Annotated in this window: 14 protein-coding genes; 5 read left to right on the forward strand and 9 right to left on the reverse strand. The window is 70.4% G+C overall.

Annotation, left to right across the window (positions count from 1 at the left end; genetic code table 11):
- Positions 1-4: 4 nt before the first annotated feature.
- Positions 5-1,222 carry a class I SAM-dependent methyltransferase gene (locus tag JOD67_RS09765; RefSeq protein WP_239553788.1) on the forward strand — a complete coding sequence of 406 codons (1,218 nt, stop codon included), beginning with the start codon at positions 5-7 and terminating at the stop codon, positions 1,220-1,222.
- Entirely contained in the window at positions 1,219-2,730 is a 1,512-nt protein-coding gene (locus JOD67_RS09770; protein ID WP_205117111.1) for a hypothetical protein, read from the forward strand. The genes JOD67_RS09765 and JOD67_RS09770 overlap by 4 nt, the downstream gene beginning before the upstream one ends.
- On the opposite strand, the gene serC is transcribed toward JOD67_RS09770, so the two are convergent.
- Positions 2,731-3,852, reverse strand: coding sequence for a phosphoserine transaminase (serC, locus tag JOD67_RS09775; protein ID WP_205117112.1), 1,122 nt, complete (start codon positions 3,850-3,852; stop codon positions 2,731-2,733).
- A 77-nt stretch (positions 3,853-3,929) separates the two neighbouring features.
- Complete coding sequence (locus JOD67_RS09780) at positions 3,930-4,559, reverse strand: class I SAM-dependent methyltransferase (protein ID WP_205117113.1); 630 nt, start codon at positions 4,557-4,559, stop codon at positions 3,930-3,932.
- A gap of 57 nt (positions 4,560-4,616) precedes the next feature.
- Here JOD67_RS09780 and JOD67_RS09785 point away from each other — a divergent pair, with 57 nt between their 5' ends.
- Positions 4,617-5,387 carry an NAD-dependent epimerase/dehydratase family protein gene (locus JOD67_RS09785; RefSeq protein ID WP_205117114.1) on the forward strand — a complete coding sequence of 257 codons (771 nt, stop codon included), beginning with the start codon at positions 4,617-4,619 and terminating at the stop codon, positions 5,385-5,387.
- Positions 5,388-5,663: 276 nt separating this feature from the next.
- Here the strand turns inward: JOD67_RS09785 and JOD67_RS41810 are convergent, their stop codons facing one another.
- Positions 5,664-6,632: an EamA family transporter gene (locus tag JOD67_RS41810; protein ID WP_205117115.1), complete on the reverse strand. Its 969-nt coding sequence runs from the start codon at positions 6,630-6,632 to the stop codon at positions 5,664-5,666.
- Positions 6,633-6,698: 66 nt separating this feature from the next.
- On the opposite strand from JOD67_RS41810, the gene JOD67_RS41815 reads away from it, so the two are divergent.
- Positions 6,699-7,523, forward strand: a complete 825-nt coding sequence (locus tag JOD67_RS41815) for a DUF6597 domain-containing transcriptional factor (protein WP_205117116.1) — start codon at positions 6,699-6,701, stop codon at positions 7,521-7,523.
- Here JOD67_RS41815 and JOD67_RS09800 read toward each other — a convergent pair.
- From JOD67_RS09800 to JOD67_RS09825, 6 genes are all read right to left on the reverse strand, one after another.
- On the reverse strand, positions 7,520-8,440 hold the full coding sequence (locus tag JOD67_RS09800; protein ID WP_205117117.1) for an NAD-dependent epimerase/dehydratase family protein: 921 nt from the start codon (positions 8,438-8,440) through the stop codon (positions 7,520-7,522). The two genes, JOD67_RS41815 and JOD67_RS09800, sit on opposite strands and share 4 nt — an antisense overlap.
- Positions 8,441-8,450: 10 nt before the next feature.
- Positions 8,451-9,404, reverse strand: coding sequence for an NAD-dependent epimerase/dehydratase family protein (locus tag JOD67_RS09805; RefSeq protein WP_205117118.1), 954 nt, complete (start codon positions 9,402-9,404; stop codon positions 8,451-8,453).
- Positions 9,401-9,793: a TIGR03618 family F420-dependent PPOX class oxidoreductase gene (locus tag JOD67_RS09810; protein ID WP_205117119.1), complete on the reverse strand. Its 393-nt coding sequence runs from the start codon at positions 9,791-9,793 to the stop codon at positions 9,401-9,403. The genes JOD67_RS09805 and JOD67_RS09810 overlap by 4 nt, the downstream gene beginning before the upstream one ends.
- Before the next feature lie 10 nt (positions 9,794-9,803).
- On the reverse strand, positions 9,804-10,370 hold the full coding sequence (locus JOD67_RS09815) for a dihydrofolate reductase family protein (protein ID WP_205117120.1): 567 nt from the start codon (positions 10,368-10,370) through the stop codon (positions 9,804-9,806).
- 146 nt (positions 10,371-10,516) lie between these two features.
- Positions 10,517-11,434, reverse strand: a complete 918-nt coding sequence (locus tag JOD67_RS09820; RefSeq protein WP_205117121.1) for a calcium-binding protein — start codon at positions 11,432-11,434, stop codon at positions 10,517-10,519.
- A gap of 130 nt (positions 11,435-11,564) precedes the next feature.
- On the reverse strand, positions 11,565-12,641 hold the full coding sequence (locus JOD67_RS09825) for a calcium-binding protein (RefSeq protein WP_205117122.1): 1,077 nt from the start codon (positions 12,639-12,641) through the stop codon (positions 11,565-11,567).
- Between the two features lie 152 nt (positions 12,642-12,793).
- On the opposite strand from JOD67_RS09825, the gene JOD67_RS09830 reads away from it, so the two are divergent.
- Positions 12,794-16,090 (forward strand): AfsR/SARP family transcriptional regulator, encoded by a 3,297-nt coding sequence (locus tag JOD67_RS09830; RefSeq protein WP_205117123.1) that lies wholly within the window; start codon positions 12,794-12,796, stop codon positions 16,088-16,090.
- The last annotated feature ends 25 nt before the right edge of the window (positions 16,091-16,115 follow it).

Here is a 16,115-nt window from a genome sequence, read left to right on the forward strand (position 1 = left end):
GGGCATGCCTGAAGCCCTCGCGCCGGCGCTGGACCGGATCAAGTCGCTCGTCCTCGACGACGAGCGGCTCGTTCGTGCCGTCGCCGCCGGCCGGCGGAAGGGCGAGCAGCCGAGCTGGCGCCGGGCCGAGCTGAGGTACGTCGAGCTGAAGTCCGGCCGGCACCTGCAGCTGACGACGTACGACCAGACCCAGGCGTTCGCGACCAACGTCGCCACCGGCGACCAGGAGCAGGCGGTCGACGCGCTGCTGAGCGAGCCGTTCGGCAACTGGCACGTCGAGACCACCGAGCAGACCGTCCAGCTCCGCGTCACGAAGAAGGGCGAGGCCCAGGTGCACACCGCGGCCGCTCAGTCGACCGCGACGCGGGAGCACGACCGGCAGAAGGACCGGGTCATCCAGCCGACCGAGCCGTTCCTGCACGCGATCGGCATCACCGACGCGCAGGGCCGGGTCAAGCCCACCCGGCAGGACAAGTACCGGCAGGTCGAGGAGTTCGTCCGCAACCTCGACCAGGCACTGGAGGACGCCCGAGCGACCGGCCAGCTCCGCACCCCGTCCGACGACGAGCCGTGGCGGGTCGTCGACCTCGGCTGCGGCAACGCGTACCTCACGTTCGCCGCCTACAGCCACCTCAGCAAGCGGTATCCGATCGAGCTGATCGGCATCGACGTCAAGGAACAAGCCCGCGAACGCAACACCAAGCTCGCCGCCGACCTGGGCTGGTCGGGCGCGATGCGGTTCGAGCAGGGCGAGATCGCCACCGCTGAGCTCGACGAGCGGCCGGACATCGTGCTCGCGCTGCACGCCTGCGACACCGCGACGGACGACGCGCTCGCGCGGGCCGTCCGCTGGCAGGCGGCGCTCGTGCTCGCCGCGCCCTGCTGCCACCACGACCTGCAGCGCCAGCTCAAGCAGGGCGAGCCGCCCGCCCCATACGCCCTCGTCGCGCGTAATCCCATCCTTCGTGAGAGGCTGGCCGACATGCTCACGGACGCTCTGCGCGCCGCGGTCCTGCGGCTGCTCGGCTACCGCGTCGACGTCGTGGAGTTCGTCGACTCCGCCCACACTCCGCGCAACCTGCTGCTTCGCGCCGTCCGGACCAACGCCGACCCGGCGCCGGAGACCGTTCGCGACTACGGTGAGCTCACCGCGGCGTGGGGGGTGCGTCCCGCCCTCGCCCGACTCCTGGAGCCTGAGCTCGGGAAGGTCCTACGGCCGTGAACGTTCGAACGTTCGCCGCGGCTCTCGTGGCCGCCGGCCTGGCCGCGCTGGTCGCCGGCCCTGGCGTCGCGCTCGCCGACCCCGCGCCCGATCCGTCGCCGACCAGCAACGCGTTCACGCTGGACGACGAGCGCATCACCGAGTCCAGCGGGCTCGCCGCGAGCAGCGTGCACAAGGGCACGTACTACACGATCAACGACTCCGACAACCAGGCGTACGTCTTCGCCATCGACGGCAAGACCGGCGAGGTCCAGGCCGCGTTGCGATTCCGGCAGATCGAGAACCGTGACTGGGAGGCCATCGCGCCCGGTCCCGAGGGCCGGATCTGGATCGGCGACATCGGCGACAACGAGCGCAACCAGGAGTCGATCACCGTCTATCGGTTCCGCGAGCCGGCGCAGCTCGAGGACCAGCGGATGCGGTACGTGAGCTACAGCCTGGAGTACCCCGACGGTCCGCACGACGCCGAGGCGCTGCTCGTTCACCCCAAGACCGGGCGTCTGTACGTCGTCACCAAGGGCCTCGCCGGCACCGCGATCTACGCGGCGCCCGAGGAACTGACCGAGGACGGCAACAACGAGCTCGAGCGGTACGCCGACGCACCTGCCGCGGTCACCGACGGCGCGTTCGTACCGGACGGCTCGAAGGTGGTCCTGCGTACGTACGGCGCCGCCTGGCTGTACTCCTGGGGCAACGACAATCCGAAGCTCGACCGCAAGATCGCGCTCCCGACGCAGAAGCAGGGCGAGTCGCTCGCGGTCAGCTCGGACGGCAAGCAGATCCTGGTCGGGTCGGAGGGGGAGGGGAGCCAGGTCTTCGCGGTCTCGCTCGCCGCCGTCGCCAAGCCCACACCGAAGCCCACGCCGAAGCCGAGCGCATCCGCGACCGCCAAGCCGGGTGCGGCCGCGGACAAGGGGGCGGACAAGTCGCTGCTCGCCGGAGTTCCGTGGTGGGTGCCGGTCCTGGTGCTCGTCGTGGCTCTGGCGGCGGCCGTTGCCGCGTTCCCGGCCAAGCGGGCGCCGGCGCGGCTGCCGGCCGGCCCGGTGGCGGTCCCTGTGGAGCGCCGCGATCCGGACTGGGACGACGAGCCGCCGCCGCTGGCCCGGCCGTTGTATCGGGACCATTCGGCAATGCCGGACGCCGCTCCCGCTCCGGTCGCGCGGCCCCTCTACCGCGACGACGCGGACGACGTGGTGCGCCGGTACGAGCCGGCGCAGGAGGCGCCGCCTCCGCCCCCGCGGGTTCGGCGGCCGCTGTTCCGGGACGAGGACGTCGACGACGATCCGCCGCCGCTCACCGACCCGTACCGGCAGCCCGACCCGTACCAGCGCCGGCAGCAGGACCCGTACGACCGGGAGCAGGACCCCTTCCCGCCGGATCCGTACCGCCGCGACCCCGAGCCGGAGTCCGACCCCTGGCGCGTCGAGCCGCCGATCCGCGAGCCCCGTGAGCATCGCCGGCGCGACGACACCTACGAGCGCGACCCTTACCGGCGCGACGACTATTAGTTAGAGCTTCTCCACCACGTAGTCCACGCAGGCCGTCAGGGCCTCGACGTCGTCGGGGTCCACGGCGGGGAACATCGCGACGCGGAGCTGGTTGCGGCCGAGCTTGCGGTACGGCTCGACGTCGACGATCCCGTTCGCCCGCAGCACCTTCGCCAGCGCCGCGGCGTCGATCGCGTCGTCGAAGTCGACCGTGCCGACGACCAGCGAGCGCGCGGACGGCTCGACGACGTACGGCGTCGCGTACGACGACTTCTCCGCCCACGTGTACAGCCGCGACGAGGAGTCGGTGGTCCGCTCGACCGCGCCGCGCAGCCCGCCGATCGACTGCAGCCAGTCGAGCTGCTCGGCCATCAGTACGAGCGTCGCGAGCGCGGGGGTGTTGTACGTCTGGTTCTTCCGCGAGTTGTCGATCGCGGTCGGCAGGTCGAGGAACGCGGGCACGTACCGGTCCGTCGCCGCGACCTCGTCGACCCGCGCGATCGCCGCCGGCGACATCAGCGCGATCCACAGGCCGCCGTCGGAGCCGAAGTTCTTCTGCGGCGCGAAGTAGTAGACGTCGGTCTCGGTGAGGTCGACCGGCAGCCCGCCCGCGCCGGACGTGGCGTCGATCAGCACGAGCGCGTCGTCGTCCGCGCCCGACACCCGGCGGATAGGTGCCATCACGCCGGTCGAGGTCTCGTTGTGCGGCCAGGCGTACGCGTCCACGCCGGCCTCGGCGAACGCCGACGGGAGCGCGCCGGGCTCGGCGTTGATCACCGTCGGCTCGTCCAGGAACGGCGCCGACTTCGTCGCCGCGGCGAACTTCGCGGAGAACTCGCCGAACGACAGGTGCAGCGACTTCGACCGGACGATGTTGTGCGCCGCGATGTCCCAGAACGCCGTCGAGCCGCCGTTGCCGAGCACGACCTCGTAGCCGTCTGGCAGCGAGAAGAAGTCGGAGAGCCCGGAACGGATCCGCCCGACCAGGTTCTTGACGGGTGCCTGGCGGTGCGACGTACCGAGCAACGTACGGCCCGCGGCGGTGAGCGCGGCCACGGCTTCGGGACGGACCTTGGACGGCCCCGACCCGAACCGGCCGTCGGCAGGCAGCAGGTCAGCGGGGATGGTGAGCTTTTCGGTCACGACACGGCCTTCGACTGGAGGTGGCGGCAGGCGGATTCCGACGACGATGTCAGCCTCGCCATTGTCGCAACCCGCGATCACCCTCCGGCGGTCCGGGTCGCCCGGAACACTTCGACCTGGCCGAGTCTTTGCCGTTCGCCGTCACCGAAGACGTCCCGCATCGCGTCGACGATGCGGTCGAGGACGTCCTCGGGGAGCGCGAGTCCCTTCGCGAGGCGGGTCGGCTGGGTGCCGCCGTGCCAGGCGACGACGAGGCGGCCGCCCGGGCGCAGGACGCGGTGCAGCTCGGCGAACCCGGCCTCGAGCGACGACCACATCGGCACGTTGTTCACCGAGACGACGGCGTCGAACGTCTCGTCGGGGAACGTCGTGGCCTCCGCCGTTCCGACGCGCAGGTCGACGTCGGCGCTGTGGACGACCTTGCGCGCTCTCGCCGTCGCCATCTCGCGCATGTCCGGCGACGGGTCGACGCCGGACACCGTCGCGCCCGCGCGGAGGAAGTACTCGACGAGAATGCCGGGTCCGTACCCGACCTCGAGCACGCGCTCGTCCGTGCGGATGGCCACGGTGTCGAACACCTCGCGCTGCTCGGCCAGGTTGCCGCGGCCCATGAACCAGCCCATCAGCTTCGCCCACCGCCCGGTCGGCAGGGCGAACCCGGTGAGCGGGCGGTCCAACAGCCACGACTTCGGTGCGTTCTCGCTCATGGGGACCACGTTCCCACTTGGAGGCGGCTTGAAGTCAATCCGCGTAGGGTCTGTCGGGTGTCCTGGACTGTCGCGATCACCGGTGCGGCCGGTGGGATCGGCACCACCGTACGGTCCGGCTTGGATCGGTCGCGGTTCTCGCTTCGGCTGCTCGACCAGGTCGCGCCCGCCGATCCCGACCCGCGGGACGAGGTCCGGGTGTTCGACCTGCGCTCGCTCCCGGCGACCCGACGCGCGTTGCGGGGCGTCGACGCCGTGCTGCACCTCGCCGCGTACGCCGACGAGAAGAGCTTCGAGGAGATCCACCAGAGCAACGTCGTCACCACGTACTCGGTCTACGAGGCGGCGCGGCTCGAAGGCGTGCGGCGGGTGGTGTTCGCCTCGAGCGTGCACGTGACGGGCTTCTACCCCTGGGGTCGGATGACCTCGCCGGCGGATCGGCCCCGGCCGGACACGTTCTACGCGCTCAGCAAGGTGTACGGCGAGAACCTCGGCAGCATGTACGCGGACCGCTATGGCATCTCGGTGGTGAACCTGCGCATCATCGGCTTCGCGGTCGAACCGGACGACCCCGCGTTCCTCTGGGGCTGGCTCAGTCCCGGCGACACCGTCCGCCTCGCCACGGCGGCCCTGACCGCGCCGGACATTCGCTTCGTCACGTTGTACGGCGTCTCGCGTAACCAGCGCCGCTTCTACACCGAGGACGGCTGGTCGGAGATCGGCTACGCCCCGCTTGACGACGCCGAGCAGTTCGCCTCCCGCTGGCCCGACGCGACGCCGCATCCCCTTGCGGGCATGGGCTTCACCGACCCCGACTACACCGGCTGACCTCGCGATGATCACGCTGCGGGTGGATGCCGGCGCTGGAGACGTTCACCTGGCAGCGGATGGGCACGGATGCTGCTTTACCTGGCGAGTGGGTGCTTGACGCGGGGTGTATCCCACGTAGAGCGGCGAATGATCATGTAAACATGATCATTTGCCGTCACCGGGGAGTCGCTCGGGGGTCGCGGAGGGTCGTCCAGGAGTACCCGGGGCGGCCTGCTCGTCAGCGGTGCCGAGACGCCACTGTGTCGCTCCAGCCACGTTCGCAACACACCTAGCCTAGTCCGATCGCGGCTTGGGCTTGGCCGTACTCAGCTGCACCACCGTCGCACCCGTCAACAGCACGACCGCGCCGAGGATCTGGATCGACGTCAGGGCTTGGCCGAGCAGCACCCAGGCCGCGACCGTCGCCACCACTGGTTCGCAGAGGGCGAGCACGCTCACCACGTTCGACGGCAGGTACTGCATCGCGGCGATGCTCAGCAGGTACGCCAACACCGTGCTGACCACGGCCATCAGCACCAGCAGCAGCCAGACGGGCAGCATCCATCCACCGAAGGCCGTCGTAGATCCCAACGCCTCAAGGGGAAACGTCCACGGCGGCGCCAGCAGCCAGATCGCGGCAGCGCCGACGATCATGCCCCACGTCACGAGGCCGAGCGGTGACGTCGAGCTCACGCCGCGTTCGCCCAGCAGGAAGTACGCCGCCGCGGTGAACGCCGTGCCCACGCCGAACAGCAACCCCAGCGCATCGAACGCCAACCCCTGCCACACCTGCGCCACCAGCACGAGCCCGGTCAGCGCCAGCGCCGTTCCCAGCCACGCACGCCAGGGCAACACCGTACGGCGAACGAACCGCACCCACAGCGCCACCAGGATCGGCGCCGTGAACTCCAGCAGCATCGCGATCCCGATCGGGATCCGCGCGACGGCCGCGAAGTACAGCAGCTGCACGATCCCCACCCCGAACAGCCCGTACGCGCCGACCAGAGGCCAGCTCTTGCGCGGAATCCGCAACACCGAAGGACGAAAGATCGCGACGCCCACCAGCAGCAGTACCGCTGCCGTGGTGATCCGCGCGCTCGCCACGTGTTGAGCCGAGACGCCCGCGCCCATGATCGCCTTCGCGAACGGGCCCGACGTCCCGAAGCAGACCGACGCGACCAGGATCAGCACGGTCCCGCGCCGCCGATGCCGCTCGGTCAGAGCCGGCCGGGCGACGAGCGGGGTCTCGAGTTCGCTGGTCACCCTTGCAGTCTGCCGGGCCACGGCAACACCTCGCCCTAGCGTCCATCGGTTGGCACAATGCGCTCTGTGAACGGCGGCCAGAGCTACGTGGAGCGGCCTCCGGTTCCGTTGCTCACGGGGTGGGTGTCCGTCGTCTGGACCCAGCAGATCGGGCCGGCGGCGGCACCGTACGTGCAGCGCAACCTCCCGCACGGCGGCATGGAGCTCACCTGCGTGCTCGGCGAGCGCCCGCGGCTGACCGGACCGCTGAGCATGCTCTCCCTCGAGATCCTGGCGCCGGGAGCCACCCTCGTCGGCGTACGTCTGCGCCCCGGCACGGCCGCCCTGCTCGGCCTCAGCGCACCCGAGCTCGTCGACCGCCAGGTCGAGTGGAACCCCGACCACCTTGGCGAACGCCTCGCCCTCGCCCCCTCGCCCGAGGCAGCCCTCGACAACCTCCAGCACGAGCTGGTCGGAAGGCTCGCGGACACCCCGGCGCGGGACCCGTTGATCGGCCCGCTCCTCCACCACCTGCAGCCCTGGCAGGACGGGACCGTGGGTGCGCTGCGCGAGGTGCTGTACGTCTCCGAGCGGCAGCTGCGCCGCCGCTGCCTCGCGGCCACCGGGTTCGCGCCGAAGACTCTGCACATGATGTTGCGCTTCCAGGGGTTCCTCGCGGTCGCGCAGCAGGCCGTCGCCGAGGGCGGCGTGCCGGGCGAGGACTGGCTGGCCCGGGTCGCGGACGACCTGGGGTACGCCGACCAGTCGCACCTGCACCGCGAGTGCGTCCGCCTGGCCGGCCTGCCCGCGCGCGCCTACCTCGGCGCGGTGGAGTCGGCCTGCGCCTGCGGGCACGACCACTCGGCGTCGTACGTGCCGATCCTGCGCTCCCGGGCAGAGCGCGTCGGTTAGCGGTCGTTGCCCGCGCGGAGCCAAGCCACGTAGTCGGCGATGCCGCGGTCGGTGTCGTACGCCGGGGCGTAGCCGACGTCCTCGGCGATGCGGGTGACGTCGAGGTAGGTGTTGCGCCGCACCTTGCGGCCCGGAGTCAGCGGGACGTCGGCACCGGGGACCGCGCCGGAGAGGGCTGCCGCGACCTCGGCGTTCGTCGTCACGCGACCGGAGCCGACGTTGTACGTACGGTGCTTCAAGCCGTCCGCGACCTGCAGCAGCGCGATGCCGCGGGCCAGGTCCTTCACGTAGCACAGGTCGGTGCCGTCCTCGGCGTACGGCGGCTCGCCGGCCGGGGTCCCGCGCACCGCGGCGTGCACGAGACGCGGCAGGGCGAAGTACGGCGACGCCGGGTCGACGAGCGGCCCCCAAGCGGTGGAGATCCGCAGCTGCACCACGTCCAGGGAGGAGGCGTCCGCGACCACCGACGAGACCAGCTCCGAAACCCGCTTGAACGTCCCGAGCGGCCCGCCCCGCGTCCCAGGCGGCAGCGGAACGTCCTCGCCGAACGGCAGCGACGGCACTCCGACGTACACGCCGATCGAGCTCGCCAGACTCACCCGCCGCACACCCCACGCAAGCCCGGCGGCGAGAACGTTGAACAACAGTTGAGTATTCGCCTCGAGGAAGTCCAGAGCCTCGGGCGGCTGCGACGATGCGAGATGCACGATGCCGGTGATCTCGTGCCGCGCGCCCAGGGCAAGCAGCGCGGACCGGTCACCGGCGTCCACAGCATCGACGACCACGCCCGAGGAGGCCAGGAACGAGGGCAGCGAAGACGGCCGCCGGCTGATCAGCAAGCACGACTCGCCGAGGTCGAGCAGCGCCCGGGCTGTGTGCGCACCGATGAACCCGAGGCCACCCGTCACGAGGATCATGCCGACGACGCTAGCGGTCGTGCGTCCGCAGCCACTCGACGTAGTCCGGCACGGCGCGCTCGACGTCGTACTCCGGCACGAACCCGGTGTCGGTCCGCAGCCGGGCGATGTCCTGGTAGTTCGCCGGCGGCGCGCCAGGATTGCGGCCGGACGGCAGCGTGAGCTGAGCCGAAGGAACGGCGGCGTTGATCGCGTCGACGACGTCACCGAAACGCACCAGGGCGCCACCGGAGACGTTGTAGATGCGGTGGTTCAGCCGCTCCGCGACCATCAGCAGCGCGATCGCCCGGCCACAGTCCTTCACATACAGCACGTCGGCCGCGTCGTCGGCGTAAGCCGGCGGGCGGTGCGGCGCCGCCAGGTCGGGATCCTCGCCCCAGGCCGCCGCCGCGATCAGCCGGGGCAGCGGCGTGAACGGGTTGTCCGGCTCGTTGAGCGGACCGAAGATCGTCCCGATCCGCAGGCCCACCGTCTCGAACCCAGCGGCGTCACCAGCCAACGCGGCCCACAGCTCCGCGGTCCGCTTGAACACCGGGATCTGGTGCACAGCCAGCACCGGCAGCGGGAACTCCTCGCGCAACGGAACCTCGGAAACCCCGGCGTACGCCCCGATCGTGCTGGCGTACGAGAACCGCCGCACGCCCCAGGAAGCCGCCGCCTCGAGCGCGTTCAACAGGCCGAGCGCGTCGGCGCGGAGGTAGGTGACCGGGTCGGGCTCGTCGAAGCGGGCCGCCGCCAGATGCACGATGCCGGTGATCTCGTGCCGCTTCCCGAGGTCGAGGAACGCAGCCTCGTCGGTGACGTCCAGCGCTTCGACGACCACGCGGCCGTCGGCCTCGCCGGCAAGATACGAGGGCAGGTCGGTGGACCGGTACGCGGTCAGCACGACCGACTCGCCCAGGTCCAACAGTGCCCGCGCCGTGTGCGACCCGATCGAGCCGAGGCCGCCAGTCACGAGGATCATCGCGGGAAGAACACCCCCGCCGACTCGACCTCGACGAGGAAGGCGACGCGATCCTCGCGGACCGGGTACGGAATGCCGAGGTACTTCGTCGACAGCTGGTCGACGATCGCCCAGCCCTCGTCGCCGTCGACGACCTTGACGACGCGGCCGCGCAGGTACGCGCTGTCGTTCGGCGCGTCGGCGTCGGTGAGCGAGATCGCCACCCGGGGGTCGCGGGCGACGTTCTTGCCCTTGACCGAGCTCGCCGAGCTCTGGAACGCGACGTACCCGTCGACCAGGTCGACCCACACCGGCACGCTGTGCGGTGCGCCGTCGGGCAGCACGGTGGCGAGGTGGGCGCGGCTCGGGGCCTTCAGGAGACGAACGACGTCTTCGGACAGGTGGGTCATGGGCGAGGCCTCACTTCACGACGGCGAACAGCAGGTGGGTGGTGGTCGGGGCCTCGATCACGCGCTTGCGCTCGAGCTGGACCTGGCCGCCGAGGTGCTCGAACAGCCTCGTTCCGCCGTTCAGCAGGACGGGCGCGAGGTGGATCCAGATCTCGTCGAGCAGCCCGGCGGCGATGCACTGTTGGACGGCGCTCGCGCCGTGCAGGCCGACCGTCTTGCCGTCGGCGGCCTTCTCCGCCTGGGCGACCGCGCTCTCGATCCCGTCGGTGACGAACGTGAACAGCCCGGGCGGATGCGATGACTGGTCTGCCGGCGGCTCGTGGGTGAGGACGAAGCACGGCGCCTTGCCCACCGGCCCGCCGTCGGTCCAGCGCGCGAGGTCGTACCCGACGCGTCCCATGATGACCGCGCCGACCTCGGCGACCATCTCGTCGAGCAGGCGCGCGGAGTCGGGGTTGCCGTCGAGCCAGCCGAACAGCACGCCGCCGCCCTCTCCCAGCTGCTCCTCGTGGGTGGGGTTCGGGCCGGTGACGAAACCGTCGAGCGACATCGAGATGCCCGACAAGACCTTGGCCATGCGTGTCTCCTTCCTGGTGGAAGGCGACGCTACCGAGCGCGGGAGCGGGCGCTCTTGAAGAAATCGGCCATCGTGCGCCGAACGTGACGAGGCGCCGCGGCCGGCAGGCCGCGGCACCTCGTGCCAAACGTGGACCGGGTCAGTCCTTACGACGCGACGTACTTCCAGACGTACTCGCAGGTGAACCGGAAGTCACCCTTGTCGGTCGCACACCCGTCGTACCCCTTGCCACCGTCGGCGCTGTCGCCGCCGTAGTAGTCGTAGACGTCGAGCTTGTCGTTGCCCGCCTCGCCGTAGAGCTTGTCGTAGCCATACCTGTCGACCAGCTTGTCGTCGCCCTTGCCGCCGAACGCGGTGTCGTTGCCGTAGCCGCCGACGATGTAGTCGCCACCCCACGGCTTCTTGTCGTCGTACGACTGCGGGGGCGCCTCGCCCCAGAGGCCGTCGTTGCCCTTGCCTCCGTCGATCAGGTCGTCGCCACCGCGACCCCAGATCTTGTCGTTGCCTTCCTCGCCGTAGAGGTAGTCGTCGCCCTTGCCGCCACGGATGATGTCGTTGTCGTACGCGGAGTGGTACTTGTCGTCACCGTCCGCGCCGAAGATCCATCCCTGGCCGGCGGAGTACTCGGTCACCTCGAGCTTGTCGTTCCCGTCGCCCCCGTAGATCCACACCGGCGTCGGGTAGTACGACTTGTCGGCGCTGTTGTCATAGACGACCTGGTCGTCCTTGTCGCCTGCCTTGACGATCGGCTTGTACACCGGGCAGAGCAGCGCCTTGTAGTTCTTGTCCTCCCAGTAGCACTCGTCGGACTTGTCGATGAGCTTGTCGCCCTTGTCCGTCACGCGGAAGTAGTCGTAGTAGCCCTTCCGCACCTGCTTGACGGTGATGTCGTTCTTGCGATAGTCCGCCGCGGTGACGTAGAGCTGGTCGTCGTACGTCTCGACGACGGTGCCCTTGTAGTCCGCGTAGTCCGCCGCCGAGGCGGTGCCCGCTACGCCGGCGAAGGCGAAGAAGGCGGGGACGGCGACCGCCAACCCGACGGTGCTCCTGACTGCTTTGTTCATGCATTCCCCCCAGGGAATTGTCGCGGCCGGCCAGATCGTCCCCACCTCGACGGCAGCCTGTTGATCACTACGTCGACCACCCTGCCAACCCCACCTTGACAACCGGTGGGCAAAGGCTGGGAAGCCTTGCTCAGAAGACGATTTCGCAGCCAGCCCCGACACCGTCGCGAAGCGTGCCGATGATGTCGATGTCACACGTGTCTGTCGTGTCGGCGCCGCCCTCGAGGAAGTCGCCCACGGAACCGTCCTCGGCCTCCAGTCGGTCCGCCCCGGCACCACCCAGCAGGCGGTCGATACCGGACTGGTCGCTGACGTGGTCGTTGCCGGCGCCACCGTCCAGGCCGTCGTTACCCGCGCCGCCCTGGATCTCGTCCGGGCCGTTGCCACCGAAGATCGTGTCGTCTCCGTCGTTGCCGAACGCGTTGCCGATCAGGAAGTCCGCGCCGCCGAAGCCGAAGATCGTGTCGTTGCCAGGCCCTCCGAAGATCGAGTTCGCGGACTCGTTGCCGATCAGCGTGTCGCCCGCGCTACCGCCGCGGAAGCCCTCGACATCGGTCTTGATGACGTCGCGCTCGTTGAGCTCGCCGTCGTCCTGGACGCCGTCGAGATCCGCCGACACCTTCGTCGTACGGGACGAGTAGTCGACCACGTCCCGGCCGCCTCCTCCGTAGAACCCGTCCGGCCCCGGGCCGCCGTCGAGGTCGTCGTTGCCCCGGCCGCCGCGATGCGAGTCGTTGCCCGGTCCGCCGTGCAGGCTCACGGTCCACGAGTTCGGAGTGGCCTGGACCAGATCGTTCCCCGCCTCACCGAACAACAGAGCGGGAATCTGCGTGCCGCCCACCGGAACGATGTCGTTGTCGAAGGTCACGATGTCGTTACCATCCCCGCCGTGGAGCTGCGGGAAGAACGCCGGGCAGTCCACCGCGTGACTGTTGTTCGGAATCGATTTGCACGATCCCCGCGGAACGACGACATCCGCGGTGTCGCTGACGATGAACCGGTCGGTTTGCCCCACGCGGACCTGTTCCACGCGAATGTTGTTGGCCTTTCCTGGCGCGGCCGTCACGACGAGCGTGAACGGGACGAGGTCCGCGTTCGCGACCGTCCCCACCTGCGTGGGAGCAGCGGCGGCAGGTAGTCCGAGCCCGGTGACCGTGAGTGCCGCGACAGCGGCCAGGGCAGCAGGAATCGCCCTTCTCGTTCTCATTGCATTCCCCCCTAGAGAAAGTTGTCTCACCACTGTCGAGCCCGGTGATGGACGGATTCTGGGAAAGCTCTGGGTACGAACGAGACGTCCACGCAAGATGTCGTTTTCCCTTGCTAACCTGACAAGGCGCCAAGGTTCAGCCAGGGGGGAACATGCGGTTTCGAATTCTCGGACCGCTCGAGGTCGAGGACGACGACGGTCGACTCATCACCATCGGGGGTCCACAACTACGCGGTTTGCTCGGCGTCTTTCTGCTGCGTCCGAACAGGGTGGTCTCCACCGACCGCCTCGTCGAGCACGTCTGGGGAGGCGACTCGCCCACCACGGCTCGAGGCCTCCTGCAAGGCCGGATCGCCCACCTGAGAAGGGCGATCCAGCAGCACGACAGGCAGCCGCTCACCACCCGCGGGACCGGCTACCAGCTCGACGTACGCCCGGGTGAACGCGATCTCGACACGTTCGACGAGCTCGTCCAGGCGGCGACCAACGCCGCCGACCACGCAGCCACCAGGTCCGAACGGCTCAACGAGGCCCTCGCCCTGTGGCGCGGTCCGGTGCTCGACGGCGTCGCGATGGACACCTGGCGGGCCGAGCTCGCCCACCTGGAGGAACGCCGCGTCGACGTTCTCGAGCAACGCGTCGAGCTCGATCTCGCGCTGGGCAGGCACGCGATCCTCGTCGGCGAGCTGCAGGCGCACACGCACCAGCACCCGCTCCGGGAACGGCTGTGGGGCCAGCTGCTCGTCGCGCTCGCCGGCGCCGGGCGTACGGCCGACGCCCTCGCCGCGTACCGCGAGCTGCGCAGGACGTTCGTGGACCAGCTCGGCACCGAGCCGTCCCACGCCGTCCAGCAGATCCACCAACGCATCCTCACCGGCGACCTGGCCTCCGCCGGCGTCGCGTCGCAGACGCTGAAGGCCACCAGGGCAACGGGAAGGGCATCGGCCGCGAGGAGCCACACGACGCCGGCCCAGCTGCCCGCCGCGACCGGCGCGTTCACCGGCCGCGCCGAGGCGTTCGCCTGGCTCGAAGGTCTGCTGAGCTCGAGCGCCAACGAGGGACCGACGATCGGCGTGCTCTCCGGCACCGCCGGCGTCGGCAAGACCACGCTCTCGATCCGCTGGGCGCACCGCGTCCGGGCCAGGTTTCCCGACGGCCAGCTCTACCTCAACCTGCGTGGATACGCGGTCGAGCCTCCCGTTCGCGTCATCGACGCACTGTCCGGTTTCCTGCAGGCGTTGGGCGTTCCGGGCGAACAGATCCCTACCGGTGTTGAGGCGGCGACCGCCCGCTACCACGCCGCGCTCGCTGGCCGGCGCCTGCTGATCGTGCTCGACAACGCGCGGACGGCCGAGCAGGTCCGCCCGCTGCTACCCGAAGGTCCCGACAGCCAAGGCTGCCTCGTCCTCGTCACGAGCCGCGACCGGCTCACCGGCCTCGTCACCCGCGAAGGCGCCCACCAGCTCAAGCTCGACGTGTTCCAGCCGGCCGAGGCGAACGAACTGCTCGCCAAGCTGCTCGGCCCCGATCGGATCGCCGCCGAGCCGAAGGCGGCCGCCGAGCTGGCGCGGCAGTGCGCGATGTTGCCGCTGGCGTTGCGCATCGCCGCCGCCAACCTCTGCTCGGCCAGCGTCGCGTCCATCACCCACCAGGTCGCCAACCTTGCCGCCGACAACCGGCTGGACGTTCTGCAGACCGGCGACGACGAGTCCGCAGCGGTACGCGGAGCGTTCGACCTCTCCTACGACACGCTGGACTCTCAGGCCCGCATGCTGTTTCGCCACCTCGGCCTCGCGCCCGGCGCGGAGGTCACGGCTGGTTCGGCGGCCGCGCTCGCTGGGATCTCCGAGGGCCACGCGAGCGCATTGCTGGACCGGCTCGCCAACGCCAGCCTGGTCGAGGAGACGGCGCCCGGACGGTACGCGGCGCACGACCTGCTCCGGGCGTACGCGAAGGACCGCGCCCACGACGAGGAGACGGTTGGCCAACGCAGACAGGCGATCGAGCGTCTGCTGCGGTGGTACCTCGACGCGGTCGACGGTGCCGCGAGAGCCCTGTACCCGCAGATCCTCCGGCTGCACCACCCGCCCGAGGCCGCGTACGAGCACGCCGACCGGGCCGAGGCGTGGGGCTGGTTGGACTCCGAACGCGCCGCGCTCATCGCGGCGGTCGAACGTGCCTACGAGCTGGAGCTCTACGAGCCAGCCTGGCTGCTCGCCGACTCCCTGCGGGGCTACTTCTACACCCGCCGCATCGTCGTCGAGTGGCTGAAGGTCGCCGAGCTGGGCCTGGCCGCCGCGGACGCCGCCGGCAGCCTGATCGGCCGCGCCGCCGGTCACGGGAGCATCGGTCTCGCCCAGCTCTGCGCCAACAACTACTGGCAGGCCCTGTCCCATCAACGCATCGCGCTCGACCTGTGTGAGCAGGCGGGCTGGCCCGCGGGCAAGGCACACGCGCTCACCAACCTCGCCGTCGTCCAGCAGGAGCTCGGCGAGCTCGAGCACGCCGTCGAACGTCACGAACAGGCCCTCGCGATCAACACCGAGAACGGTGCCGGGCACGCCGCGACCATGAACCTCTACAACCTCGGCCAGCTCAACACCCTGCGAGGGCGGCTGCACGAGGCCGTCGAGTGGCTCGAGACCGCGAGTCGCCGGCCGTCCGACGTCAACAGCTTTCGCAACCGGGCGTTGGGAGCGAACAGGCTCGGCGACGCGTACCGCTACCTCGGCCGGTTCGATGCGGCGCTGGACGCGCTCGACGACTCGCTCGCTCTCTGGGGTGAGCTCGGCAACGACTACGGTCAGGGCATCGCGCACGGTTCGACCGCGGCGGTGTACTGCGACACGGGAGATCTCGACGCCGCGTACGACCATGCCAAGCGTGCCTTGACGTTCCTCGGCGGCGCCGGCGACCGCGGCACCGAGGCGTTCGCGCGGAACAGGCTCGGCGAGGTCAAGCGGCGGCTTGGCAAGGTGGACGAGGCGCTGCGGCTGCACAGGCGGGCGGTACGACTAGCTCGCGACATCTCCGCGCGCTTCCACGAGGCCGACAGCCTGATCTGCCTTGCGGACGCCCTCCGCGAGCACGGCGACCCGGCCGCGGCGGCCGAACGGGCGAGCGAGGCGAGCACTCTCGCGGGACGGATCGGCTACCGGATCCTCGAGGGCAACGCCTCGCTCTCGCTCGCCGCGGCCTGCCTTCGCGCCGATCGTGGCGAGGACGCGCTCGTGGCCGCCGACCGGGCGAGCGCCCTGCACACCGCGACCGGCCACCGGCTCGGAGCGGCACGGGCGCTGCTCCTGCGGGGCTACGCGCTGCGCCGGCTCGGCCGGCACGGCGAGGCGGCCGATGCCTGGCAGCTGGCCCACGAGGCGTCCGGCGCGCTGGGCGTCCCGGAGCAGGCCGAGGCGCTCGCGCTGATGAGGTCGGAGCCGCCCTATGCTTGAGGTTGGCTCTGATCTGGGGGGCTCA

It is taken from the genome of Tenggerimyces flavus, assembly GCF_016907715.1.
GTDB classification, from domain to species: Bacteria; Actinomycetota; Actinomycetes; order Propionibacteriales; family Actinopolymorphaceae; genus Tenggerimyces; species Tenggerimyces flavus.